Source organism: Nocardia sp. NPDC060249, assembly GCF_042728755.1.
GTDB lineage: Bacteria > Actinomycetota > Actinomycetes > Mycobacteriales > Mycobacteriaceae > Nocardia.
Genome location: NZ_JBHXAQ010000002.1, coordinates 582368 through 606380 on the forward strand (window position 1 = coordinate 582368; position 24013 = coordinate 606380).

A 24013-nucleotide genomic window follows, 5' to 3' on the forward strand; every position below is an offset into this window, starting at 1 on the left:
CCTACCTTTCATTGTTCTCATCTTTGCGAAAGGTAGCACATGTGAGAACATCGACGCATGGACTCGTTGGAGCTACTGACACACCCGGTGCGCTTGCGCATCGTGCACGCGATGTCGGGCGGCCGGACGCACACGACCGCGCAGCTGTGCGCCCTGGTGCCCGAGTCCTCGAAGGCGACGGTGTACCGCCACGTCGATCTGCTGACCTCCGGTGGCGTGCTCGAGGTCGTCGAAGAACGACGCGTGCGCGGGGCGGTCGAACGGCGCTACCGATTGCGCCGCGAGCGCGCGAGCATCGACGCCGCCACCGTGACACCGGCGGACCATCGCCGGATCTTCGTCGCCGCGATGGCCACCCTGCTCGCCGAATTCGACGCCTATATCACCGGCGAACGCGCCGACCCGGTCGACGATCTCGTCGGCTACCGCCAGCACTCACTGTGGCTCGACCCCGGCGAACTGGCCCGGCTGATCACCGACATGCGCGCCGCGATCACACCCCACCTCGACAACGCGGCCACCGCGGATCGTTCGGAATACCTCCTCAGCCCGATCCTCTTTCCGCTCGACCGCCGAGGCGACGCCACAGCGTGACACCCGCGTTCTGAACGCCACGATCGTCTGCGCACGGATCACCGTGACGCGCAGCGGAAACTCGGGCGTACCCGCCTCAATCGAGGAGGTCGAGCTGTTGGGCGGCCGCGTCGGCGGTGTCCCGCCCGACAAACTCGTGGCGCATGCCCCTGAGCGAGACGAGGTGGTCGCCGAGATCGGCATCGACCCCGGGTTCGATCCCGAGATCCTCTCGAATCGCTCGACGCAGCAGACGCACACCGAAGCCCAGCGAGTCGTCCACGAAGCGATAGAGCGCCTCGACCGCCACGGGATCGTTCTCGTCGAGCTCGAGCGCTGTGCGATGGCCGATGTCGAGGCACCGATTCACCTCGGACGCGAAATCGAGGGCTCGGTCCGACACCACCATCTGCGCACGGGAATAGCTGTCGCGCAACGCCTCCCGCGCTGCCTCGAACTTGGCGAGATCGGGGGTGCGCCCGCCGCACTTCTCGTCGAGGTAGTGGCGGACGGCCGCTCGGCAGGAATGCGCCGTGGTGTTGAGGCTCGCGTAGACCGCCCGCTTCTCGTCGGTGGCCTCTTTCCGGGTGAGCTCCCGCAATTCCTCCGCCCGATTGTCGCGCTGCGCCTTCGCATCGATTCGCTTGCTACGAATCGCGAAAACCTGGGTCACGATGCCGCCACCGAGCGTTCCGGCGACAGTGATCGAGGCAACCGCCACATTGGTCCAATCCATGGTGACTATTCTCTCTGCACCCCAGCACAATTCACCACCCGCGCGGTCCTACCCCAGCGCGCCGGCGGTAGTAGCTTCGTACCATGGTGGGAATCGGCAGTTCCGAGGATCGGACCGCGGACGAGGTCCGGCGGCGGAAGCGGCGGGCGGGCTCGTTCGGCGCGCAGGCAGCCGTCTACGCCGAGCATCGGCCGGACTATCCCGAGGCGGGCATTCGGTGGGCGCTGGAGGCAGTCGGTGGTGGCGAGGGGACTGTCGTGCTGGATTTGGGGGCGGGGACGGGCAAGCTCACCGGAGGGTTGCTCGCCGCGGGGGTCGAGGTGATCGCGGTGGAACCCGATGAGGGGATGAGGGCCGAACTCGTTCGGCTCTACCCCGGGGTCACTGCGCTTTCCGGTGCGGCGGAGGCGATTCCGCTGGCCGACGGGTCGGTGGACGCGGTGCTCGCCGGCCAGGCGTTCCACTGGTTCGATCAGACCCGCGCCTTTCCCGAAATCGCGCGGGTGCTGCGGGCGGAGGGGGTGTTCGCCGCGTTCTGGAACAACGACGACAACAAGGTCGAGTGGGTTGCGGGGCTCCGGGATGTCTCTCGCTCGTCGGCGTCGTTTCCGCCGTCGTCGTCCGATGACGCGCTGCCCGCGCATCCGCTGTTCGCACCGTTCGAGTACGCCGAGTTCACACACAGCCAGCGGCGGACCGCCGAATCGCTGACGGCGTCCATCGGCACCAACTCACACACCGTGGTCATCTCCGCGCGAGAACGAGCCGAAGTGCTGGGCCGGATCCTCGACTACCTGCGTGCGACACCGGAAACCGCCGAGGGCGAGTTCGACTTCCCCCTGCGCACCGAGGTGATCCGCACGGTCCGGCGCGCGAATACACCCCGATGAGCGCCGATCACCGACACACATGAACCCCGCGCCGGACCGCGGGGTTCACCGGGCCTGCAGTCGTTGCCGCCATGCCCGGATTCGACTGTCGCACCCCGCTATGCCGAGCGTTCCTCCGATCGGCGCACCACATCGACGACCTCGTCGGAGGCGAATTCGACGACTCGGCGGACCCTCGAGTTGGCGACCGGTGCCAAATCCACGACGATCGGTGCGCCCGCGGCGGGTTGGGTGATCGCGGTGATGCGGTCCTGGAGGAAGCCGCCGTCGGGAACCGGGACACGGATGATGTCACCGACCGTGAGGGCTTCGGCGCGGATTCGGCCGCCGGTGGCGGTGCGATCGTGCGTGCCACAGCGGGTGTGGCCGACTGTTGCGCCCAGGCCGCGTTCGGCGATGGTCCACCACACGGGTGAGTCGGGTTCTTCCGGGCCGATGCGGGTGTGCCAGGACAGAATTCGGTCGCGTTCGGCTTCGGCGTCGGCGCGGGTCTCGTGGAGCGACAGCTGGCGCCGGACCGGGGCGTTGCGGGGCCGGGTGGTGCCCGCGGCGCCGTCGACGACCAGGATCCAGCGGGCGCCCACAGCTTCGTCACGGCGGGCGGTGACCCGTTTGGCCAGGGCGAGGCCCGGGGTGGCGCCGAGCCGGTCGGCGGCTTCCTCGATGCTCTCGACCAACCCCAGCGCACGCAGCAGCTCGGCGACCGACAGTTCCGAGGTGGCCAGTTCCTGGGCCAGCGCGGGCATGGGGGTGCGGCGGCGCCAGCCGATCCGGACGCAGTGCTCGTGGCGGGTGAACCACAGGCCGCTGCGGGAGCGGCGGTGATGGTCGATCACCACCGCCCACCAGTCCCATTCCGGTTCGGCGACAAGGCGTGTGCGGATCCAGCGTTCCCGTTCGGCGGTCGGTACCCGGTCCTCCGGCGGCACGAAGTTGCGCAGTGCGGTGCGCACCGCCGATTCGGTGCGCCCGACCGTGATCGCCGTGCGAGCCAGATCGGCGCCCGCGCGCAGATCGTCGGCCAGTATCCGGTATTCCGATTCCCGCCAGGTGGTTCCGTGCTGGCGTGGCGGCCGCAGATCGCCGCGGTTCTCGTCACTCATCTCGTGTGCCCCCGTTCTCGCACCGCCCGGCCACACTCGCGTCCGGGCTGGTTGTGTGACACTTCGACGATACCGAGGGGGTACGACAGAAAATGGCTCTCTGCCAGCGGCTTTCCAGCAAACGGAGCTATCCGGCGCGCACCGCGTCGCGACGGCCGAAGGCGTAGTAGCCCGCACAGACCAGTGCCGCCCAGACCGCCCCGACGACCAGTGCCGTGCGCCCACCGCCGGTCCACAGCAGCAGCACCACGACCAACCCCAGGAATCCGAGCGCGGCCCACGTGGTGACGGGAGCACCGGGCAGCCGGTAGTCGCTGCCGGGCAGCTCGCCCGCCGCAACCTTGGCGCGATACTTGATGTGGCACACCAGGATCACGCTCCACACGACGATGATCCCGACGGTACTCACCGAGGTGATGTAGGCGAAGGCCTTGTCCGGCGAGATGGCGTTGACGACCACCCCGATGACCATCGCGCCCGCCGAGGCGCAGATGCCGGTGAACGGCACCGACTGCTTGCTCAAGGTCGCGAATTTCGCGGGCGCTTCGTCGCGCAGGGCGAGGCTGCGCAGCATCCGACCGGTGGAGTAGATACCCGAATTGCACGATGAGAGTGCCGCGGTGAGCAGCACGAAGTTGATGATGCCCGCCGCGGCGGGGATGCCGATCTGTTCGAAGACCTCGACGAACGGGCTGCGCCCGGCATGGAAACTGCGCCAGCTCGCCACCGACATGATCACCACGAGCGCACCGACGTAGAACAGACCGATTCGGAACGGCAGGGTGTTGATCGCCCTGCGCAGCGTGGTCTTGGGGTCGCGGGCTTCTCCCGCTGTCACGCCGACCAGTTCGACACCGACGTAGGCGAACACGACGATCTGCAGCACGAGCAGGGTCTGACCGAACCCGTGCGGGAACATGCCTCCGTCGGCCCACAGGTTGGTCACCGTGGGATCGGCGGCGTGGCCGAAGCCGAACACCAGCACCCCGATACCGATCAAGATCATCGCCAGGATCGCGGTCACCTTGATGGCCGAGAACCAGAACTCGCCCTCACCGAAGAACCGCACCGAGATCAGGTTCGCGGTGAACAGCACCGCGAGCACGACCAGCGCGGTCACCCACTGCGGAATATCGAACCAGTACTGCACGTAGTGTCCCGCCACCGTGATCTCGGCCATGCAGGTCGACACCCACACCGCCCAATACGACCACCCGGTCGCGAACCCGGCGAACCGGCCGAGGAATTCGTGCGCGTATTCGGCGAAACTGCCCGAGACCGGACGGTAGGTCAGCAACTCACCGAGCGCGCGCATGATGACGAAGATCGCCAGACCCGCGACGAGATAGGCCAGGATCAGCGACGGGCCCGCCTGCTCGATCGCCGCACCGGAGCCGTAGAACAAGCCGGTGCCGATCGCACCGCCGATGGCGATCATCTGGATGGTGCGCGGGTTCAGGCCGCGTTCGTATCCCTCCGAATCGGCCGGAGGGACGGACGCCACGGGGGCATCGGTGGATAGGCCGGAGCCATCGGCTGACATGGAAACAGTCCTTCCTCGCGTCGATCAGTCGTGCACGCTACCGCCCCGCAACCGTGGCCGGTGTCACCACCACCGGCACGCGGAAATACCCGCAGCCCGGCGCGGGTTGGCCTCCATAGGGGTAATACACATCTCGAGGAGGCTCATGAGCGCCGTCACGCTGTCGGTTCTGGATCTGGCACCGGTGCAATCCGATGCGACGGCCGGTGCGGCGTTGCACGCGACTACCCGCTTCGCCCAACACGCCGAGGAGCAGGGGTTTCGCCGGTTCTGGGTGGCCGAGCACCACAACATGCCCGGCATCGCGAGTGCCGCGCCCGCGGTGGTGCTGGCGCATCTGGCCGCGTCCACCTCGCGGATCAGGGTCGGCTCGGGCGGGGTGATGTTGCCCAATCATCCGCCGCTGGTGGTCGCCGAACAGTTCGGCACGCTCGAGTCGCTGCACCCCGGACGGATCGATCTCGGGATCGGCCGCGCACCCGGCACCGATCCGGTCACCGCGCGCGCACTGCGCCGCAGTGCCGAAGGACTCGGTGGTGACGAGTTCCCCCAGGAACTCACCGCGCTGATCGGCTTCTTCCGTGGCGCCGATCCGAGCGGGATCGTGGCAAGCCCCGGCCGCGGCGCGGAACCGCAGGTGTGGCTGCTCGGCTCGAGCGGGTACAGCGCGCAGGTCGCCGCGGTGCTGGGTCTGCCGTTCGCGTTCGCCCATCACATCGCCCCGGACAACACCGTCGCCGCGCTGACGCTCTACCGCGACAATTTCCGTCCGTCACAGACGCTGCGCGAGCCGTACACGATCGTGGCCGCCTCCGCGATCTGCGCCGACACCGACGCCGAGGCCGACCGCCTCGCCGCACCCCGCGATCTCGCCTTCGCCAATCTGCGCTCGGGTCGCCCGCAGGCACTGGCCACCCCGGAGCAGGCCGCGGGCTTCCCCGGCACCGACGCCGAACGCCACTTCGCCGCACAGCGCCGGGCCGCGCAGTTGCAGGGCTCGCCGGAAACGGTCCGGGCCCAAGCCGCGCAACTGCTCGACGCCACCTCCCCCGACGAGCTCATGCTCAACACCCTCGTCTACGACCTCGACGCCCGCATCCGGTCGCTCGACCTGACCAAGAAGGCGATCGACGGCTGAGCGGCCCCTGTCTCAGTGCAGCCGGAACCCTCTGGCGGCCAAGGACTCCCGCAACCGGTGACGGCCGTTGAGGGAGGCCGCCGAGGCCAGCCGAGCCAGGGTGCGCTCGGTCCACGAGAACGGCAGGCCCTGATCGGTGTAGATCTCGCCGATCCGCTGTTCGTATTCGGCGACCGGCTCGCGCTGGACGGCCAGGTCGTAGGTCTCGTGATGCAGCACCGCCGCCTGGGGTAGGCGCGGCTTGACCCTGGTGCCCTCCGCCGGGTCCGGGTGGCCGACAACGAGGCCGAAGACCGCGAAGACGTGATCGGGCAGATTCAGCTCGGCCGCCACCGCTTCCGGGTCGTTGCGCAGCGCGCCGATGTAGACGGTGCCCAAGCCGAGGGATTCGGCGGCGACCACCGCGTTCTGTGCGGCGAGCGCCGCGTCGACGAAGCCGACGTAGCTGGATTCGAGATAGTCCGCGCCCTCCAGCGGTGCGCCGTGATCGTCGGCCAGCTGACGCAACCGGGCGAAGTCGGCCGTCCAGACCAACAGCACCGGTGCCTGCTCGATATGGGCCTGACCGCCCGCGATCGCGGCCAGCCTGGCCCGGCGCGCCGGGTCACGGACCTCGATGACGCTCCACACCTGCAGGTTCGACGAGGTCGCCGCCGACTGCGCGGCCGAGACCAGCAGCCGAATCGTGTCCGGCGATACGGGATCCGGGAGATAGCGGCGCACCGACTTGTGCGCGTGCAGCACCTCGAGCACCGGATTCCACTGGGCCGGAATCTCGGTGGCCGGGTCCGCGTAACGCTGCTGGACGGGGTGGGCGGGGCTCGGTGCGGTCTGCGTCATAGGGACATCGTCGGCCAACGCGCCGCGGCCGTCTGCGGTAACCCTCACCGTGAACCGAACGGCGGACCCGGCGCGGCCGGTCGATACAGTGGACGCGGGGAGCCCACCGACTGGTGGGACGAAGAGAGTGCGTCATGGGCAAGGTGTTCGATCGGATCGACGACAAGTTGCGGGCATTCATCACCGAACAGCCGATGTTCTTCATCGGTACCGCGCCGTCCGCCGGCGGACACGTGAATGTCTCTCCCAAGGGCTATCGCGACACCTTCGCCGTGCTCGACGACCACACCGTCGCCTACCTCGACCTGTTCGGCAGCGGCTCGGAAACGATTGCCCACCTGCGCGACAACGGCCGGATCACCGTGATGTTCTGCTCGTTCACCCGCACCACCCGCATCCTGCGACTCTTCGGCGCGGGCCGCGTGGTCCGCCCGGACTCCGACGAATTCGACACGCTGCGTGAACATTTCGGCACCGGCCACACCGGTATCCGTTCGGCGGTGGTGATCTCGGTCGACCGGATCGCCGACTCGTGTGGCTGGTCGGTGCCGAAACTCGAGCTCATCGAGGAACGCTCGATCCTCGACGAAGCCCATACCCGCCGCACTGATGCCGATTTCGCCCGCCGTATCGCCGGCGACAATTCCACCAGCATCGACGGGCTGCCCGCGCTCGAGCCGGACCATCCGGTGCCGTCCACCGTGCGGCGCTGAGGTCAGGTCGCCGGTACCGAGGTGACCGCGATCGCCGGCTCGGACAGGCTGCCGAGGTAGAGGGTGCCGTTGTGTTCGGCCACCGCGGTGACCAACGCGTAGTCGGCGCCGTCTCGCTGTAGGTCGTGCACGAGGGTGCCGTCGAAGTCGAACGCGAGCACCCAGACCGAACGGACGGGCGCGGGCGTCAGGCGATCCGGGAGCGCGTCGACCAGTCGTCGCAGGATCCCGGGGAGCGGGAAGAGCCTGTCCAGCAACGGGTTACGTGGGGAGACGATGCCGACCCACACCAGCCCGTCGCTGCCGACCAGCATGTTGTCGGGTGAGCCGGGCAGGTTCTCGGCGACGTAGTCGGTGGTGCCCGCGCGCGGACCCGTCAGCCAGTAGCGCGTGATCCGGTAGGCGCCGGTCTCGGCGACCAGCAGACAGGAACGGTCGGGTGCCAGTACCACACCGTTGGCGAACTGGAGACCGTCGACGAGCACCTCCAGGTGTCCGTCCGGATCGCGGCGGACCAGCTGCCCGCTGCCGGAATGTTCCAGAATGTCGGTCATCCACTCCTCGAACGGCCACCGCCGCGACGAGATCGAGAAATAGATCGTGCCATCGTCATCACGGATCACGTTGCTGGGAAACGCGATCGGGACACCGTCGATCTCGCCGACGACAACCTCGAGTTCCGCGCCCGCCTCGGCCAGCCGCAGGACGCCTCGACCCGCGACGCAGATCAGCAGGGCTCCGTCGGCCTCGACGTGCATGCCCAGTGGCCTGCCACCGGCGTCGGCGATCCGCTCGACCGTGCCGTCGGCCGGATCGACGCGCCAGATCGCGCCGTCGTCGGTCCCGGTGACGATCCGGCCGTCGGGCAGCACCACGACATCCTCCGGGCCGTTACCCGGCAGCGGAAGCAGTCGGGTCGGCGGCATCGGCGGATCGCTCCGGGTCTGGCGCGCACGGGCGGTGGGGCGCGGCGGAGTCCAGCGGTGAGGGCGCATCTGCATGCCCATTGCTACCACGATGCGCGTCGCCATGGGCCCGGTGACGGAACGGACGCACCGCAGGCAGTGCTGCGGCAGTCCGGTTCCACGGTCGGCGACGCACCGGCCCACGGACAGCTAAAGTGCGGCGGTGAACACCGGATCCGCCAGCACGCTGCTCGATCGTCTCCTCGCACCCCAGCCCGCGCCCGCCTGGTGGTTGGTGCTCGCCACCGCCGCGGTGGCGTTGATTCTGGTCGGCTACCGACCGCTGTGGCGGCTGACCCGCGCCGCGGTGACCGTCGCGCACGAGGGCGGTCACGCGTTGGTCGCGCTGCTCACCGGGCGCAGGTTGCACGCGATCACCCTGCACACCGACACGTCGGGACTGACGGTGTCGAGCGGCAAACCGAGCGGTCCCGGCATGATTCTCACCGCGGCCGCCGGGTATCCGGCGCCGGCGCTGCTCGGGCTCGGCTATGCGGCGCTGCTCGGAACGGGCCGGGTCACGGTGATGCTGTGGGCGACGCTGGTGATGCTGGCGGCGGTGCTGATCAAGGTGCGCAATGTGTACGGGCTGCTCACCGTGTTCGTGCTGGGCGCACTGGTGTTCGGGGTGTCGTGGTTCGGCAGCGATCTGCTGCAGGCCGCGTTCGCCTATCTCGCGGCGTGGTTCCTGCTGGCCGCCGGAGTGCGGCCGGTCTTCGAACTGCAACGCAGCCGACGCAGGCAACCGGGGCGGACGGACTCCGACGCGGACCAGTTGGCCCGGTTGACCCATCTGCCCGCGGTGCTGTGGGTGTTGTTCTTCAGCGCTGTCTGCCTGGCGGCGCTGGTCGTGGGCGCGATGCTGATGCTGGCCCCGGTCGAAGAGCTACATCCGCTGCTTCAGCGGTGATCGGCGATCCAGTAGTCGACGGCCTCGGTGACGAGCGTGCTCGGCGGCTGCAACGCGTTGAGGGTGACGCCCGCTTCGTCGGCTCCCAGCGGTTCGAGGGTGTCGAGCTGGGAGTCGAGCAGGATCGTCGGCATGAAGTGACCGAGTCGGCCGGTCATCCGGCGGAGCAGTTCCTCGCGGGTGGCGGCCAGGTGGACGAAGTAGGTCTGCGGCGCCTTCTCGCGCAGGCGGTCGCGATACACCCGCCGCAACGCCGAGCAGGTCGCGACCCCGCCCTTCGCCTGGTGGTCGGCGAGCCAGTCCGCGACGGTGTCGAGCCAGGGCAGCCGATCCTCGTCGGTGAGCGGGATACCCGCGGCCATCTTGTCGATATTGGCCTGCGGATGGAAGTCGTCACCTTCGGCGTACGGGACTTCGAGCCGGTCGGCGGTCAGCGCGCCGACGGTCGTCTTCCCGCACCCCGACACCCCCATCACCACGATGACAGGTTCGACCACAGCGACCTCCTCGTCGGAACGAACTCCACAGCACGCACACCCGTCCTGCCCGACCGAGGGTAGCGGGGGCGACGGATTCCCCAGCGTCGATCAGGGAATCGGACGGTCGGTGGGCAGGTTGACGAAGCTCGGCGACGCGGGGTCGAGCCGAACGTGCTGGGGCTCGAGGCCGCTGGCGTTCAGCATCGGCCGGAACGGCAACGCCTTGGGCGCGTTGCCCGCGAAGACGTCGATGCGCAGCCGGTGGCCCGGCGCCAGCACCGCCTGGGTCGGGATGACGGCCACATCGATATCGGTGGGAGCGCCGGGAACCACCGGGAGCAGCCGATCGACGGTGAGTGGGTTGAAGGGCGCGGTGAAGTCGCCGTTGATCGAGCGCGCGCTGCGACGCTCGTCGACCGCCCGCATCGACGAGGTGAGCTGGCCGGTGGTGAGCACCGTCGAGGTCCCGTCGGGTGCCACATCGTTCACGGTGACGTTCCAGAATCCGTCGGTGGCGTCGTGAATGGTGTTGAGCCGCACATTGATCGGGCCCGAGATCACCGTCTGTTCGGTCAGCGGGGCGCTGGTGAAGGTGAGGCCGTTGCGTTCGGCGATGCGGGAGTCCTTCGCGCAGGTGTCGAACGCGGCCGTCATGCCCGCCGAGCCCTGTGCCGCGTCACGCGAGCAGATCTGATTCAAACCCGGTGCGACGGTCAGTGTTTCGGTAGCGGAAGGTCCTGTGGCAGTGAGCGATCCGTCGTGCAGACTGTCCTCGGTACTGCCACTCGGCGCGGCGGAGAGGTAGACACGGCGATGGGTGACGCCGGGCTGCGGGAACTCTCGCAGTGTCACCCAGCTGCCACCTTGTTGTTTCACCGTGACCGGTCCGAATCTCTCGACGCCGCTGTCGATGTCCTTGAGCCACTTGTCGAACCAGGCCCGCTGCAGCACGTCCAGGCGCGGGGGCGCGCCGGGAACACCGGTGCCCGCACCGGGATTGGCGTGATAGGTGTCGCCGACGACGAGCTGCTTGCGCCCGGCGGGCAACGGGATCTGCTCGTACAGCTTGGTCGCGCTGTTGGCGAAGATATCGTGCCAGCCGCCGTAGACGAAGGTGGGCACCGTGACGTTCTCCGGATGGCCCATGATCGCCTCACGGAACGCCGAGGTGTCGTCGAGCGCGCCGTCGAGCGCGGGCGGCATATTCGACAACGACGGGGTGAGCAGCGACTGGGCGAGCAGGTCGAAGTTGGTGGTCGGGTCGGCGAGGCGATCGTTGAACCAGGTCCAGTCGAAGCTGCCGTCGACCATCGAGGCCACGTCGGGAACGAGTTTGAGCTGGTTGACCGAGTTCAGCCACATCGGCAGGAACGTGGTGCCGACGCCGCCGCCGGGGGCGACCACGTCGCGCATGAGGTCGCTGCCGGGCTCGACCGGGAAGATCGCCTGCAACGCGGGCGGGGCGTTCTCGGCGGCGCGCAACTGGTTGATCCCCGAGTAGGAGCCGCCACTCATCCCGATGCGCCCGTTCGACCACGGCTGCGTGGCCGCCCAGTCGATCACCTCGCGGGTGTCGAGTTGTTCGCGTGCGCCGAGGGTGTCCCATTTGCCCTGCGACAGGCCGGTTCCGCGCACATCGGCGACGATCACGGTGTAACCGGCGCTGACGAGTTTGCGATCGACGCCGAGCATGGTCTGGATCATGCCGCCGTCCAGTGCCTGCATGAGGTCGCCGAAACCGCTGATCGGGGTGGTGGACAGGTTCAGTCTGCGCACGATGTCGACAGCGGTGGACTGCAGGCCCGGGATCGCGGCGGCCGATTCGATCAGCCCGGTCATGAGTTTCGAATAGGGCGTCAGACTGACGATCACCGGCAGCGGCTTCTGCTCGATCACGCCCGCGGCGTCGGCCGGACGGTAGACGTCGGCTTTGAGCACCACGCCGTCGCTCATCGCGATCTGGACGCCGCGCTCCACCCGCACCTCGGGGTAGGCCCCCGGGCCGTCGTGCTGGGCGGTCCATCGCGCGGACGGCGCGTCCGGCGGCTGTGCGCCGGCGGGACCGCCGCCGCAGCCGAGCACGACGACGACCGCGAGGATCGTCACCAGAATCCGGATCAACCCGCGTTCCGAACCTCTTACCACCATGAGTCGCTCCCGACCGGTTCGTCTCCAACGTTGACCAAGCCACCGCACGATCGGCGCGGAAACCGTAACAGGAGTAACGAGTTTGCCGGGTGAGCGTCGGCCCGCTCGGACTGTCGCTGTGAATACACGTTATTCCAGTTCAGCGCGGTCGCGGGCTACACGGTCGTGTCGGTGGCTGGTGGTTGACTTGGCCCGTGCCGGTGCGTTGGGGCCGGCTTTCATCCATCGCCGAGGAGGACGTTCGACAATGCCGACACGCGACGAAGCTTGGCCGCAGGGAACTCCCTGCTGGATCGACTGTCAGGTGGACGACACCGCCGCCGCCCGCGATTTCTACCGCACGCTGTTCGGCTGGGAGATCCAGGACGGTCCCGCCGAAGCCGGCGGCTATCTCATGGCCACGCTCGACGGCCGACCGGCGGCGGGCATCGGGCCCAAACCCGAGGGCATGGGCGAGATGCCGTCCGTCTGGACCACCTACTTCGCCGCCGAACGCGCCGACGAGATCGCCGAACGGGTGAGCAAGTCGGGTGGGCAGGTGTTCATGCCGCCGTTCGATGTCCTCGACGTCGGACGGATGTTCATCGCCGGCGACCCGGCAGGCGGGGTCTTCGGCGTATGGGAAGCCAAGGCCCACCACGGTGCCGGCGTGTTCAACCAGCACGGCGCCTATTGCTGGAACGAACTGCACACCCCCGCCTACGACCAGGCCCACGAGTTCTACCACCAGGTGTTCGGCTGGCAGTACAACGAGATCGGCGACGGGGAATCCTTCACCTACTCCACCTTCGCGCTGCCCGGGGACGCCCACGAGGTCGGCGGCATGATGGACGCCTCAGCGCTGAGCACCCCGCCCTACTGGCTCACCTGGATCCAGGTCGACGACGCCGACGGCTCCCTGGCCGCGGCCACCGAGCTGGGCGCATCGGTGATCATGGGCCCCGACGACAGCCCGTTCGGCCGGATGGGCATTCTGCAGGCGCCCCAGGGTGAGGTGTTCGGCGTGATCGATCCGGCCGAGGCGGTCGGCGAGGTGCCCACCGGGTCCTGACTACGGCGTGACGATGGCGAAGTTCGGGTCCGGCTTGTCGATCAGGCCGGGCAGCTTCGCCAGTGCGGTGACATCGCCGTCGATGGCGATGTCACCGCTCGCGACGCCCTTGCGCAGGTCGGCGCCACCGACCAGAGTGGCGATCAGGGTCTGACGGGTGAGGGTGATCGTCGCGTCGGGCGCGGGCAGCGCGTCACCGGGGAATCGGTCGTAGTGCACGAGGACGCCGTTGCGCAGTTCGACGCGGTGAACACGGTTGTCCTCGTTGCTGATCCGCCAGTCGGTGCTCATCCGGACGTCCCAGGCCTTCGGGCCGTCGATGCGCAGCGACACCGCGTCGAACACCTGCTCCACGCTCAGCGCGTTCGCCATCGCCGCGGAGTTGGCCGTTGTCGGCGTGCCGAAGGAGCCGTGGCGCAGTTCGTAGGCGCCACTGAGATAGAAGTTGCGCCAGGTGGCGTTCTCCGCGCCGTAGGCGAGTTGCTCGAAGGCGCCGGCCTGCAAGTCTTTCGCCGTCTTGTTGGTGGGGTCGGCGAAGATCACGTAGTTCACGACTTGGACGACCCAGCGGTAATCGGCGGCGTCGTAGGCCTTCTGCGCCGTGCGCAGCGCCGCGTCGGCGCCGCCCATCGCGTCGACGTGACGGCGCGCGTTCTCCACCGGCGGGTGTTCCCACAGGTGCGCGGGGTTGCCGTCGAACCAGCCCATGTACCGCTGGTACACGGCTTTGACGTTGTGGCTCACCGAGCCGTAGTAGCCGTGCGTGGACCACGACGCGGTCAGCGCGGGCGGCATCCGCAGCATTTCGGCGATCTCGGCGCCGACGTAGCCCTGGTTCAGCAGTCGCAGCGTCTGATCGTTGAGGTAGCCGTACATGTCGCGCTGTAGCGACAGGAACTCCACGATCCGATCGGTCCCCCAGAGGGGCCAGTGGTGCGAGGAGAACACCAGATCGGACCGACGGCCGTAGCGGTTGATCGAATCGGTGAGGTATTTCGACCAGACATGCGGGTCGCGCACCAGCGCGCCGCGCAGGGTGACGATGTTGTGCATGGTGTGGGTGGCGTTCTCGGCCATGCACAGGATGCGGCGATCGGGGAAGTAGAAGTTCATCTCCGACGGCGCCTCGGTGCCCGGCGTCAGCTGGAAGACCATCCGCACGCCGTCGACGGTCTCTTCCTGGTCGGTGCGGGTGACGTGCACGGTGGGCGGGATCAGGCTGATCGTGCCGACCGAAGTGGTCTGCCCGAGACCGGATCCCACCTGGCCTTTCGGGCCGCGAGGCAGGGCGGCGCCGTACATGTAGGCGGCGCGGCGGGCCATCGCCGTGCCGGTGTAGATGTTCTCGGCGACGGCGTGCTCCATGAATCCCGACGGCGCGATCACCGGGCAGCGCCCGGCGGCGACGTCCTGGGGCGTGATGACGCCGTAGCTGCCGCCGAAGTGGTCGACATGGGAGTGGGAGTAGATCAGTCCGGTGACCGGCCGGTCGCCGCGATGCTTGCGATAGAGCGCGAGCCCGGCGGCCGCGGTCTCCGCCGAGACCAGCGGATCGATGACGACCACGCCGGTCTCGCCTTCGATCAGCGTCATGTTCGACAGGTCGAGGCCACGGATCTGATAGAAGCCCGGCGCGATCTCGTAGAGGCCCTGCTTGACGGTGAGCTGGGACTGCCGCCACAGGCTCGGGTTCACCGACTGCGGACAGGAGCCGGCGAGGAAGTCGTAGGAGTCGTTGTCCCACACCACTTTCCCCGACGGGTCGGTCACCGTGCCCGGTTCGAGGGAGGCGATCCAGCCGCGGTCGGCGTCGGCGAAGTCGGCGGTATCGCCGAAGGGCAGGGTGTCGGCCAGCGCGCGGTTGGCCTCCAGGATGGCCTCGGTCGGGTCGGTCTGGGTGCTCGACGGGGTGACTCCCTCCGGTTGGTCACCACATCCGGTGAGGGTCGCACCGACCGCTACCGCGGCGGCCGCGCCGACTCCGACACCCAGCATCCCGCGCCGCGACAGCTCGCCCCGACCCGTGTGTGCACTGCTCACCGTTGCTCCTTCGTTCCACGACCGTCCGACCCGAACGACTATTGCAGTCTAACTGCAATATCTGTGTTATTTCTGAGCAATCGCCGTACCGGGCAGCGCGGCCAGCTGAATATCGAGCAGCAGCCGGTCCTCGGGGTCGGTCAGATCGATGCCGAGAATCGCCTCCACCCGCCGCAGCCGGTAGCGCAGCGTGTTCGGATGCACCCGCAACACGGCCGCGGCGGCGCGGACCTCACCGTGCGCCCGCAGATAGGCCTGAACCGATACCCGCAGGTCAGCGGCATGGGCTCGATCGTAGGCGTCGAGGTCGGCCAGGCGCGGATCGTGCAGGCGCGGGCGCTCACGGATCAGCTCCATGATCTCGGCCAGCAGCACCGCGGTCCTCGCATCGGCCAGCGTGGCGACCCGGCTGCCCGTGGAGTCGGCGACCGGGCTGTCCAGCACCCGGTCGACCTCCGCGCGCGCACCCGCGACCGCGGTGAGCCCGGCGACCGGTGCGGCGATCGCGGCCCGCACGACCAGTTCGCGCGTCTGCTCGAGCTGGCCCACCAGCTTGCGCACCCACGAGCCGACGCTGCGCTCGGAATGGTAGGCGGGCAACAGGACATAGACCCGTTCGCCGATCGACTCGGTCACCGAATCGTCACGAAAAGCGCTGGCGTGCAAACGGATCAAGCCACTCGACGCGGCCAGTCCCGCGGCGGGGCCGATCGGCGCGAAGCCGATCACCGCGGCGGGGCCGGTCGTCGGCAGGTTCAGCGCGGCGGCCACCGAGGGCACATCGACACCCGCGCCGTGCGCGCCGAACAGCCGGCGGACGAGCAATGCCTCGGTCGAGGGCGCGTCCAGCCGTCGCGCGATGATCCTGGCCGCCACCGCCGACGCGCCGCGCAGCACCTGCGCCGCGTCGGGTCGCAGCGGCCCCGCACCCTGCTGCAACCAGATGGTCCCGAGCATTCTGGATCGCGCACCGCCCGCGCCACGCCGGATGCCGACGACGAGTCTGCGGCGGATATCGAGCTCGGGATGCTCGGGCACGTCGACGACCTCGTCACCCCGCCGCACCCGGTCGAACACGCCCCATTCCCGCAGAATCCGCAGGTAGTCGCTCGGGCCTTCCCGCCCGAGGATCGACTGGATGCGCAGCTGGTCGGCCGACGCGTCCGAGGCCGAGTAGGCCAGGACGTGCGATTGGGGGTCCTCGATCGAGACCATGCCGCCGGTTTCCCTGGCCAGCACCTGAGCCAGCCCGAACAGGTCGGTGTCGGGGGCGAGCAGGTCGTGCTCGCCGGACGCGGCGCGCTGACCGGGTGAACGGGCCAGCATCCGCCGGATCAGCGAGAACACCTGGTCCCAGCGCGCCTGCCGGTGCACGTGCACCAGCGCGACGCCTGCGGTGTGGGCGGCGGCGCGCACCGCGGGTGAGTCGTTGGCGCTCTTGGTCATCAGTACACGCGGTCGCTGCGCGGGGTCGCGGTCGCCGACTTCGCGCAACCAGCGCTCGGTCGCGTCGGCGTCGACGCCGACCAGTAGGTACACCGCGGGCAGCGTGCCCTGCGTATCGAGGTGTTCGGGCAGGTCGGCAGGCTCGGCCAACGCGACTGTTCGCACCGCGATCTCCTTGCCCGCCGGCGCGTCGACGAGGGTCGCGACGGTGTGGTCGAGGGCGGCGAGCAGCTCACGCAGCGTGGTGGACCCGTCGGACATCGCGCACCTCCGGTTTGGTCGATCGAACAAAGGCTCGCACGGATATTCATCCGATCAGACGATTATGACTGCTGCCGATCGGTGTTGACTACGTCACATCCCGCTATCCCTCACAACGCAGGAGCCGCACTCATGGATGCCATCGCGACCACCCCGCCGCCGGTCAACGAACCCGTCGGCACCTTCGCTCCGGGCAGCCCGGAACGCAGCCGCCTCCAGACCGCGCTCGCCGAGTTGTCCGCCTCCCCCACCCAGATCAGCCACGTGATCGGCGGTCGCCACCTGCCCGGCGACGGCCCTTCCTTCGACGTGGTCCAACCGCATCGGCACGCCGCCGTCCTCGGCGCCCTGCACGAGGCGAGCACCGGCGAAACCGCCGCCGCGGTCGAAGCCGCCTGCGCCGCGGCGCCCGCCTGGCAGGCGATGTCGTTCGACGATCGAGCCGCGATCTTCCTGCGCGCCGCCGACCTGCTCTCCGGGCCGTGGCGGGAGAAGATCGCGGCCGCGACGATGCTCGGGCAATCCAAGTCCGCCTACCAGGCCGAGATCGACGCACCGTGCGAGCTGATCGACTTCTGGCGGTTCAATGTCTCGTTCGCCCGCGAGATCCTCGCCGGGCAGCCGATCTCCACACCGGGGGTGTGGAATCGGATGCAGTACCGCTCACTCGAGGGGTTCGTCTACGCGGTGACGCCGTTCAACTTCAGCGCGATCGCGGGCAATCTCCCCACCGCGCCCGCGCTGATGGGCAACACCGTGGTGTGGAAGCCGGCCAGGAGCCAGGCGGTGGCGGCCTATCTGACGATGCGACTGCTCGAGGCGGCCGGCCTGCCGCCCGGGGTGATCAACCTGGTCAACGGGCCGGGGCCGGTGATCTCCGATGTCGTGCTGGCCGATCCACGCCTGGCCGGGGTGCATTTCACCGGGTCGACGGCCACCTTCCAGCACCTGTGGCGCGAGGTGGCGCGGCATGTGGACGGCTACCGCACCTATCCCCGACTGGTCGGCGAGACCGGCGGCAAGGACTTCGTGCTCGCGCACCCGTCGGCCGATCCGGCTGTGCTCACCACCGCGCTGGTGCGCGGCGCGTTCGACTATCAGGGCCAGAAGTGCTCGGCCGCCTCGCGAGCCTTCATCCCGCGTTCGGTGTGGGCGACGATGTCGGAAGACCTGATCGAACGGACATCGAACCTGCGCTATGGCGATGTCACCGATTTCACCAATTTCGGTGGGGCGCTGATCGATCGACGCGCCTTCGACCGCAACATCACCGCGCTCGAGCGCGCCAAGGCCACCCCGGGCCTGACCGTGGTGGCGGGCGGGCACAGCGATGACAGTGTCGGCTGGTTCATCGACCCGACCATCGTGGTCGGTGACGATCCCGCCGACGAGGTCTTCCGCACCGAGTACTTCGGCCCGATCCTGGCGGTGCACGTCTACGACGACAGCACCCCGACCGCCTTCGCCGACGCGATGGACCTCGTCGACACCGGCAGCCCCTACGGGCTCACCGGCTCGGTCATCGCGCAGGACCGCACCGCGATCACCGCGGCGACCGACCGGCTCACCTTCGCCGCCGGCAACTTCTACATCAACGACAAACCGTCCGGGGCGGTCGTGGGCCAGCAACCCTTCGGCGGTGGGCGCGCGTCCGGCACCAACGACAAGGCCGGCTCCCAGCAGAATCTGCTGCGCTGGACCTCCGCGCGCACGATCAAGGAAACCTTCGTTCCACCCACCGAGCACCGCTACCCCCACCAGGCTCCGGAGGCCGGCTGATGTCTGCTCTGCTGCGTTCGACCATGCTCGCCGCCGCGCGGTCACCCCGGCTGGAGCGCACCGTCACCCGGCTGCCGGTCAGCCGGGCGGTGGTGGCCCGCTTCGTCGCGGGCACCAGCACCGAGGAGGCGGTGCGGGCCACCGAAACACTGTTGCGCTCAGGATGTTTCGTCAGCATCGACTATCTGGGTGAGGACACCACCGACCTGGCCGACGCGGAGGCGACCGTCGCACAGTACCGGGCCTTGATCGCCGCGCTCGGCGCCCTCCCCCACTCCGAGGTGGCGACGGGAGCTGTTCGGCCACTGGAGGTTTCGGTGAAACTGTCCGCACTCGGGCAGGCCCTGCCGAGCGACGGGCACGCCATCGCCCGCGAGCACGCTCGCCAGATCTGTGCCGCCGCCGAGGCCGCGGGGATCTGGGTCACCGTCGATGCCGAGGACCACACCACCACGGATTCGACGCTGTCGATCGTGCGCGAACTGCGCGCGGACTACCCGTGGCTGGGCACGGTGTTGCAGGCGTATCTGCGCCGCACCGAGGACGATTGCCGCGCGTTGGCGGGCCCGGGTTCGCGCATCCGGCTGTGCAAGGGCGCCTATGACGAACCCGAGTCGGTCGCCTTCCGCGACAAGGCCGAGGTCGACGCGTCGTACATGCGGTGCCTGGGCGTACTCACCGCGGGCGCGGGCTATCCGATGATCGCCTCGCACGACCCGGCGGTGATCACCGCGGCCGGGGTGGGCGTGCAGTCGGCGCAACGCAAGACCGAGGAGTACGAGTACCAGATGCTGTACGGCATTCGCGTCGATGAACAGCACCGGCTCGCCGCCGCGGGCAACCATGTTCGCGTGTATGTCCCCTACGGCGACCAGTGGTACGGGTACTTCATGCGCAGGCTGGCCGAAAGGCCCGCCAACCTCAGGTTCTTCCTGCGCGCGATGGCCGGCGCGCGCGGCCGATGACCAGCCCTGCCCAACGATCATCGCCGCTGAACATTATTCACTCTCGACGTCCGTGATTGCGCGTGGCGGTGTACTCGGATGAGCGCACCGTGACGCGGCGGTGGGCGCCGATGGAAGGAAACGCGAATGTCTTTCGCAGAGCTGCGCACCCAGATGTTGCGCCGCAAACCCTTGACGGAGGTCGACGACGAGGTCCCCAGTGACGAGCGCCTCGCCAAATCGCTCGGCCTCTGGCAGCTCACCGCCATCGGTGTCGGCGGCATCATCGGTGCGGGCATCTTCACGCTGGCGGGCTCGGTCGCGCACTCGGTCACCGGTCCGGCGGTGCTGATCTCGTTCCTGATCGCCGGTGTCGCCAGTGCCGCGGCAGCGCTGTGCTACGCCGAATTCGCCGGCATGGTCCCGAAAGCGGGCTCGGCCTACACCTACGGCTACGTCTCGCTCGGTGAGCTCGCGGGCTGGTTCATCGGCTGGGATCTGCTGCTCGAGTACATCGCGGTGGCGGCGGTGGTCGCGATCGGAGTCTCGGGGTATTTCGGGTTCCTGCTCGACCAGGTCGGCCTGACCCTGCCGGAATGGATGCTCGGCGCGCCCGATACCGGCGACGGCCGGGTGGTCGACCTGTTCGCGGTGCTGTTCTGTCTCGGCACCGCGTGGGTTCTCTCACGCGGTATCGGCAGCGTCGGCCGGTTCGAAACCGTCGCGGTCGGCATCAAGGTCGCCTTGGTCGTGCTCATCGTGGTGCTCGGCGTGTTCCACATCGACAGCGCCAACTACGACCCGTACTTCCCGTTCGGCACCGGCGCGGTGTGGACGGGCGCGGCGACGGTGTTCTTCGCCGTGTTCGGTTACGACGCGATGAGCACCGCCGCCGAGGAATCCATCGACGGACGCAAGCACCTGCCCAAGGCGATCATCTACTCCCTGGCGATCGCGATGGTGCTCTACGTGCTGGCCACGCTCGTGCTCACCGGCATGCAGAAGTACACCGAGATCAGTCCGACCAGCGGGTTCTCCACCGCGTTCGAATCGGTCGGGATGCCGGGCGTCGCCAACATCATCGCGGTGGGCGCGATCGTCGGCATCATCACCGTGGTGCTCACCTTCATGCTCGGCGTCACCCGGGTGTGGTTCGCGATGAGCCGCGACGGGCTGCTGCCGATCTGGTTCGCCAAGACCCACCCCACCCGCAAGGTGCCGACCAGGGTCACCTGGATCGTCGGCTTCGGCGCGGCGATCCTGGCCGGTGTGCTGCCGATCAACACCGTCGCCGAGCTCACCAATATCGGCATTCTGATGGCGTTCATCGTGGTGTGTCTGTCGGTGATCGTGTTGCGGCGCACCAGGCCCGACGCCCCGCGTTCGTTCCGGCTGCCGTTGATGCCGGTGATCCCGCTGGTCGGGATCGGCTTCTCGGCCTACCTGATCTGGTCGCTGCCGTGGGAGACCTGGGTGCGCTTCGCCGGTTGGCTCGCGGTCGGCCTGATCGTGTACTTCGCGTATTCGCGCCAGCATTCGGTGATGAACCGGACCGCACCGGAGCCGAGCACGTAGGCCGGCGGCGAACTGTGCTGTGATGGGTCGATGAGATCGGAGCAGGACGCCGCGGCGAGCGCGAGGCAGGCGCGCGCGCCGCGGCGGCGGCGGGATCCGGCGAAAACGCGTGAAGCGATCATCGACGGACTGCTCGCCGCGGTGACGGCGGGCGATTTCGCACCGACCGCGCGCGAGATCGCCGCCAGAGCGGGCACCTCCGAACGCAGTGTCTTCGTGCACTTCCCCGATCGGGAAGCGTTGCTGGTGGCCGCGACAGAGCGCCAGTCCGAGATGGTCGAGGCGTGCCTGGTCGTCGCGGATCCCTCGCCCGCCCTGGCCGAGCGGATCACGGTCGCGGTGCGCCAGAGCGCCGCGATCTTCGACCTGCAGCGCGTGCCCCGGTTGCCCGGTCTGCAGGAATCTCGATCGATCGCCGCGATCGACGAACGGATGCGGCGCACCGACGAACGTATCCGCGCCGTGCTGGCCGCGCTGTTCGCACCCGAACTGTCCCGGCCCGACGGTGAACTCGACGACGGGCTGCTCGATCTGGTCGACGGCGCCCTGGCCTGGCCGACGCGCCACCATCTACAGGACCGGCGCGGACTGTCGGGCGAGCAGGCGTCGGCGACGATCGAGCGCGCGGTGGGGTTGCTACTCGCTCAACGCTGACCCCGGCACGAGCACCCGCTTGAGGATCTTGCCGGTCTCCCCGCGTGGCAGCGCGCTCAGGAACGTGACATCGCGGGGCACCGAGAAGCGACTCAGCCGGTTGCGGATGTAGGTCCGCACCATGTCCGAATCCAGTCCCGCCCCTTCGCGTTTCACCACGAACGCGGCCAGTCGCTGACCGAACTCCCGGTCCGGGACACCGACGACCGCGACCTCGCTGATCTGCGGCAGGTGGGCGAGCGCCTCCTCGACCGGTCGCGGGAAGACGTTCTCGCCACCGGAGATGATCATCTCGTCGTCGCGGCCCGCCACGAACAGCCGTCCCGCGGCGTCGAGATAGCCGAGGTCGCCGGTGTCGAGCATGCCGTCGGCCTCCTCCGGCGGCGCGGAGTTCACATAACCGTCGAAGAGCATGTGATTGGCGACGAAGATGTGTCCGGTGGAGCCGACCGGCACCGGCCGCAGGTCGGGACCGAGCACCGCGACCCGGGTGCCCAGCGGCGGGCGACCCGCGGTCGTCGGCGACACCCGCAGATCGTCGGGGGTGGCGACGCTGGCCCACGAGACCTCGGTGGAGCCGTACACGTTGTAGAGCACGTCGCCGTAGCTGTCCAGGAATCGCAGCACGGTGGCTCCGGCCAGCGGCGCACCACAGCTGACCACGAACCGCAGGCACGACAGGTCCAGGCCCGCCCGGACCTCGTCGGGTACCTCGAGCAGGCGTTCCACCATCGTCGGAACCACGATCAACGTGGTGATCCGATGTTCGACGACCGCGCGCAGGCAGTCCATCGCGTCGAAACCGTCCGACAACACCACGGTGGCGCGCAACGCGGTGCTCAGCTGCAACCCGGCCAGACCCCAGGTGTGGAACAGCGGCGCGGGAATGAGCATGACCTCTTCCACGCGCAACGGGATCCGCGAGAGCAGCGCGGCGATAGTGCCGAAACCCTTGGCGTGCGGGCGGCGCGCGCCCTTGGGCGAACCGCTGGTGCCGGAGGTGAGCACGATCAGGCGGCCGGGATGGGCGGGGATAGGGAAGTCGTTGTGCGCCTGGGTGATCAGGTCGTCGATCGTGGTGCGATCGGGGTCGGGCGGACAGTTGTCGGTGGTGTAGCGCGGCACCTCGCTGTGCAGGTAGCGGATCAGCGTTTCCAGCGCACCGTCGACGAAGACCGCGCTCAGGCGATGCCGCTGCACGATCTCCTCGATCCGCCGCCCCGACAGCCCCGCGTTGAGCAGCGCCACGTCGACGCCGAGTTTGCCTGCGGCGACCATGGTTTCGACCATGCCCGCGTGATTGCGCGCCAGCAGGCCGATGGCGTCGCCCTTGCGCAATCCGATAGCGTGCATCGCCGCGGCCAGCGCGGTGGATCTGGCGTCGACCTCGGCGAAGGTGCGGTGCCCGCCCGCATCGATCAGCGCGAGCCGATCGGGCTCGTACGCCGCGCCCGCCGCATAGCCGCCGGCCAGGTTGAAGCCCCACTTCGACAGGGAGCGAAGCTGTCGCACGATCGACACCGGCTCGGGCCGCATCAGCCCGGTCGCCGCGATGCTGCGCGCCACCCCGGCGTTGCGACGCACCATCGAGCGTTCGGCGTTGACCACCACCGAGGAACGGGTGCCCGCGATCGAGTCGGCGGTCCGGCGCAGCCCCGCCTTCACCCAGTCGGTGACCAGTGAGTTGCCGCCCTGTTCGAGCAGCGGATGAATCCGCGCGGTCGCGAAGAGGGTGATGTCCAGACGCGTCCGCTGCTGGTCGCCACGCAAGCGGATCGCGGCGAAACTGCCGAGGACCGGGCTGCGCAGTTCGAAACTCTCGTACCAGCGGCCGATCACGAGAATGAACTCGTGCGTGCGGATACCGCCGTCGGCCGATCCGACCCGTACCTGCCAGTGGACCGCGCCGTCGGGGCGTTCCACCGGTTCGCAACTGCCGATCCCGGTGAACATGCGTGGGTAACTCTGGGGATCGAGCAGTACATCCCACAACGCTTGACGCGCGATCGTGAAATCCGCGCTGACATCGATGACGTCGTTGACCAAACTCCGTGCTCTACTTCCCGTCGGCCTGTTCGACCCAGTTGGTCGGCGGGCAAAAATGGGCGCTGCGGCCGATACCACCTCGCGGGTCGCCACGCTACCCGGCTGCGGCGCCCTGTCATCAAGAATCAGACAAAACCGGTGGTTCGGGAGCGTTTCGACCGGATTTTGGTTTGTGCGCC

20 protein-coding genes are annotated in these 24013 nt (G+C 68.7%); 10 read left to right on the plus strand and 10 right to left on the minus strand.

Features of this window, described 5'->3' with window-relative positions; genetic code table 11:
* The first annotated feature begins 57 nt into the window (after nt 1-57).
* The gene (locus ACFWFP_RS10280) at nt 58-594 is read left to right on the plus strand and encodes a helix-turn-helix domain-containing protein (RefSeq protein WP_379294421.1); all 537 of its coding nucleotides are present in this window, start codon (nt 58-60) and stop codon (nt 592-594) included.
* 76 nt (nt 595-670) lie between these two features.
* Here ACFWFP_RS10280 and ACFWFP_RS10285 read toward each other — a convergent pair whose 3' ends face one another.
* A complete protein-coding gene (locus tag ACFWFP_RS10285) occupies nt 671-1309 on the minus strand; it encodes a hypothetical protein (RefSeq protein WP_379294423.1) in 639 nt (212 codons plus the stop codon).
* 83 nt (nt 1310-1392) lie between these two features.
* On the opposite strand from ACFWFP_RS10285, the gene ACFWFP_RS10290 reads away from it, so the two are divergent.
* The gene (locus ACFWFP_RS10290; RefSeq protein WP_379294425.1) at nt 1393-2199 is read left to right on the plus strand and encodes a class I SAM-dependent methyltransferase; all 807 of its coding nucleotides are present in this window, start codon (nt 1393-1395) and stop codon (nt 2197-2199) included.
* Nucleotides 2200-2297: 98 nt separating this feature from the next.
* Here the strand turns inward: ACFWFP_RS10290 and ACFWFP_RS10295 are convergent, their stop codons facing one another.
* Nucleotides 2298-3302 carry a hypothetical protein gene (locus tag ACFWFP_RS10295; protein ID WP_379294427.1) on the minus strand — a complete coding sequence of 335 codons (1005 nt, stop codon included), beginning with the start codon at nt 3300-3302 and terminating at the stop codon, nt 2298-2300.
* A 127-nt stretch (nt 3303-3429) separates the two neighbouring features.
* Nucleotides 3430-4845 (minus strand): amino acid permease, encoded by a 1416-nt coding sequence (locus tag ACFWFP_RS10300; RefSeq protein ID WP_379294429.1) that lies wholly within the window; start codon nt 4843-4845, stop codon nt 3430-3432.
* 145 nt (nt 4846-4990) lie between these two features.
* On the opposite strand from ACFWFP_RS10300, the gene ACFWFP_RS10305 reads away from it, so the two are divergent.
* The gene (locus tag ACFWFP_RS10305; protein ID WP_379294431.1) at nt 4991-5983 is read left to right on the plus strand and encodes an LLM class flavin-dependent oxidoreductase; all 993 of its coding nucleotides are present in this window, start codon (nt 4991-4993) and stop codon (nt 5981-5983) included.
* A 12-nt stretch (nt 5984-5995) separates the two neighbouring features.
* On the opposite strand, the gene ACFWFP_RS10310 is transcribed toward ACFWFP_RS10305, so the two are convergent.
* Nucleotides 5996-6823 (minus strand): NADPH-dependent oxidoreductase, encoded by an 828-nt coding sequence (locus ACFWFP_RS10310; protein WP_379294433.1) that lies wholly within the window; start codon nt 6821-6823, stop codon nt 5996-5998.
* Nucleotides 6824-6957: 134 nt separating this feature from the next.
* Between ACFWFP_RS10310 and ACFWFP_RS10315 the strand changes: the two genes are divergently transcribed.
* Nucleotides 6958-7536 (plus strand): pyridoxamine 5'-phosphate oxidase family protein, encoded by a 579-nt coding sequence (locus ACFWFP_RS10315; protein WP_379294434.1) that lies wholly within the window; start codon nt 6958-6960, stop codon nt 7534-7536.
* Nucleotides 7537-7538: 2 nt separating this feature from the next.
* Here ACFWFP_RS10315 and ACFWFP_RS10320 read toward each other — a convergent pair whose 3' ends face one another.
* Nucleotides 7539-8543 carry an SMP-30/gluconolactonase/LRE family protein gene (locus tag ACFWFP_RS10320; protein ID WP_379294435.1) on the minus strand — a complete coding sequence of 335 codons (1005 nt, stop codon included), beginning with the start codon at nt 8541-8543 and terminating at the stop codon, nt 7539-7541.
* 121 nt (nt 8544-8664) lie between these two features.
* Here ACFWFP_RS10320 and ACFWFP_RS10325 point away from each other — a divergent pair, with 121 nt between their 5' ends.
* Entirely contained in the window at nt 8665-9411 is a 747-nt protein-coding gene (locus ACFWFP_RS10325) for a M50 family metallopeptidase (RefSeq protein WP_379294436.1), read from the plus strand.
* On the opposite strand, the gene ACFWFP_RS10330 is transcribed toward ACFWFP_RS10325, so the two are convergent.
* Both ACFWFP_RS10330 and ACFWFP_RS10335 read right to left on the minus strand, forming a co-directional pair.
* Nucleotides 9402-9884, minus strand: a complete 483-nt coding sequence (locus ACFWFP_RS10330; protein ID WP_379295114.1) for a gluconokinase — start codon at nt 9882-9884, stop codon at nt 9402-9404. The genes ACFWFP_RS10325 and ACFWFP_RS10330 overlap by 10 nt on opposite strands.
* 114 nt (nt 9885-9998) lie before the next feature.
* Nucleotides 9999-12038 carry a CocE/NonD family hydrolase gene (locus tag ACFWFP_RS10335; protein WP_379294437.1) on the minus strand — a complete coding sequence of 680 codons (2040 nt, stop codon included), beginning with the start codon at nt 12036-12038 and terminating at the stop codon, nt 9999-10001.
* A 247-nt stretch (nt 12039-12285) separates the two neighbouring features.
* On the opposite strand from ACFWFP_RS10335, the gene ACFWFP_RS10340 reads away from it, so the two are divergent.
* Nucleotides 12286-13089: a VOC family protein gene (locus ACFWFP_RS10340; protein ID WP_379294438.1), complete on the plus strand. Its 804-nt coding sequence runs from the start codon at nt 12286-12288 to the stop codon at nt 13087-13089.
* On the opposite strand, the gene ACFWFP_RS10345 is transcribed toward ACFWFP_RS10340, so the two are convergent.
* The gene (locus tag ACFWFP_RS10345; RefSeq protein WP_379295115.1) at nt 13090-15084 is read right to left on the minus strand and encodes an alkyl/aryl-sulfatase; all 1995 of its coding nucleotides are present in this window, start codon (nt 15082-15084) and stop codon (nt 13090-13092) included.
* Nucleotides 15085-15195: 111 nt separating this feature from the next.
* The gene (locus ACFWFP_RS10350; protein WP_379294439.1) at nt 15196-16836 is read right to left on the minus strand and encodes a PucR family transcriptional regulator; all 1641 of its coding nucleotides are present in this window, start codon (nt 16834-16836) and stop codon (nt 15196-15198) included.
* 132 nt (nt 16837-16968) lie between these two features.
* Between ACFWFP_RS10350 and pruA the strand changes: the two genes are divergently transcribed.
* From pruA to ACFWFP_RS10370, 4 genes are all read left to right on the plus strand, one after another.
* The gene (gene pruA, locus ACFWFP_RS10355; RefSeq protein ID WP_379294440.1) at nt 16969-18615 is read left to right on the plus strand and encodes an L-glutamate gamma-semialdehyde dehydrogenase; all 1647 of its coding nucleotides are present in this window, start codon (nt 16969-16971) and stop codon (nt 18613-18615) included.
* Nucleotides 18615-19580 (plus strand): proline dehydrogenase family protein, encoded by a 966-nt coding sequence (locus ACFWFP_RS10360; protein WP_379294441.1) that lies wholly within the window; start codon nt 18615-18617, stop codon nt 19578-19580. The genes pruA and ACFWFP_RS10360 overlap by 1 nt, the downstream gene beginning before the upstream one ends.
* A gap of 126 nt (nt 19581-19706) precedes the next feature.
* A complete protein-coding gene (locus tag ACFWFP_RS10365; RefSeq protein WP_379294442.1) occupies nt 19707-21134 on the plus strand; it encodes an amino acid permease in 1428 nt (475 codons plus the stop codon).
* A gap of 30 nt (nt 21135-21164) precedes the next feature.
* On the plus strand, nt 21165-21788 hold the full coding sequence (locus ACFWFP_RS10370) for a TetR/AcrR family transcriptional regulator (protein WP_379294443.1): 624 nt from the start codon (nt 21165-21167) through the stop codon (nt 21786-21788).
* Here the strand turns inward: ACFWFP_RS10370 and ACFWFP_RS10375 are convergent.
* Complete coding sequence (locus tag ACFWFP_RS10375; protein WP_379294444.1) at nt 21771-23834, minus strand: AMP-binding protein; 2064 nt, start codon at nt 23832-23834, stop codon at nt 21771-21773. The two genes, ACFWFP_RS10370 and ACFWFP_RS10375, sit on opposite strands and share 18 nt — an antisense overlap.
* Nucleotides 23835-24013 lie beyond the last annotated feature (179 nt).

What these genes read in the sequence shown, in the direction of transcription:
- ACFWFP_RS10280 (WP_379294421.1), top strand. Translation starts at nt 58, where the DNA reads ATGGACTCGTTGGAGCTACTGACACACCCGGTGCGCTTGCGCATCGTG.
- ACFWFP_RS10285 (WP_379294423.1), bottom strand. Translation starts at nt 1,309, where the DNA reads ATGGATTGGACCAATGTGGCGGTTGCCTCGATCACTGTCGCCGGAACG.
- ACFWFP_RS10290 (WP_379294425.1), top strand. Translation starts at nt 1,393, where the DNA reads ATGGTGGGAATCGGCAGTTCCGAGGATCGGACCGCGGACGAGGTCCGG.
- ACFWFP_RS10295 (WP_379294427.1), bottom strand. Translation starts at nt 3,302, where the DNA reads ATGAGTGACGAGAACCGCGGCGATCTGCGGCCGCCACGCCAGCACGGA.
- ACFWFP_RS10300 (WP_379294429.1), bottom strand. Translation starts at nt 4,845, where the DNA reads ATGTCAGCCGATGGCTCCGGCCTATCCACCGATGCCCCCGTGGCGTCC.
- ACFWFP_RS10305 (WP_379294431.1), top strand. Translation starts at nt 4,991, where the DNA reads ATGAGCGCCGTCACGCTGTCGGTTCTGGATCTGGCACCGGTGCAATCC.
- ACFWFP_RS10310 (WP_379294433.1), bottom strand. Translation starts at nt 6,823, where the DNA reads ATGACGCAGACCGCACCGAGCCCCGCCCACCCCGTCCAGCAGCGTTAC.
- ACFWFP_RS10315 (WP_379294434.1), top strand. Translation starts at nt 6,958, where the DNA reads ATGGGCAAGGTGTTCGATCGGATCGACGACAAGTTGCGGGCATTCATC.
- ACFWFP_RS10320 (WP_379294435.1), bottom strand. Translation starts at nt 8,543, where the DNA reads ATGGGCATGCAGATGCGCCCTCACCGCTGGACTCCGCCGCGCCCCACC.
- ACFWFP_RS10330 (WP_379295114.1), bottom strand. Translation starts at nt 9,884, where the DNA reads ATGGGGGTGTCGGGGTGCGGGAAGACGACCGTCGGCGCGCTGACCGCC.
- ACFWFP_RS10335 (WP_379294437.1), bottom strand. Translation starts at nt 12,038, where the DNA reads ATGGTGGTAAGAGGTTCGGAACGCGGGTTGATCCGGATTCTGGTGACG.
- ACFWFP_RS10340 (WP_379294438.1), top strand. Translation starts at nt 12,286, where the DNA reads ATGCCGACACGCGACGAAGCTTGGCCGCAGGGAACTCCCTGCTGGATC.
- ACFWFP_RS10345 (WP_379295115.1), bottom strand. Translation starts at nt 15,084, where the DNA reads ATGCTGGGTGTCGGAGTCGGCGCGGCCGCCGCGGTAGCGGTCGGTGCG.
- ACFWFP_RS10350 (WP_379294439.1), bottom strand. Translation starts at nt 16,836, where the DNA reads ATGTCCGACGGGTCCACCACGCTGCGTGAGCTGCTCGCCGCCCTCGAC.
- pruA (WP_379294440.1), top strand. Translation starts at nt 16,969, where the DNA reads ATGGATGCCATCGCGACCACCCCGCCGCCGGTCAACGAACCCGTCGGC.
- ACFWFP_RS10360 (WP_379294441.1), top strand. Translation starts at nt 18,615, where the DNA reads ATGTCTGCTCTGCTGCGTTCGACCATGCTCGCCGCCGCGCGGTCACCC.
- ACFWFP_RS10365 (WP_379294442.1), top strand. Translation starts at nt 19,707, where the DNA reads ATGTCTTTCGCAGAGCTGCGCACCCAGATGTTGCGCCGCAAACCCTTG.
- ACFWFP_RS10370 (WP_379294443.1), top strand. Translation starts at nt 21,165, where the DNA reads ATGAGATCGGAGCAGGACGCCGCGGCGAGCGCGAGGCAGGCGCGCGCG.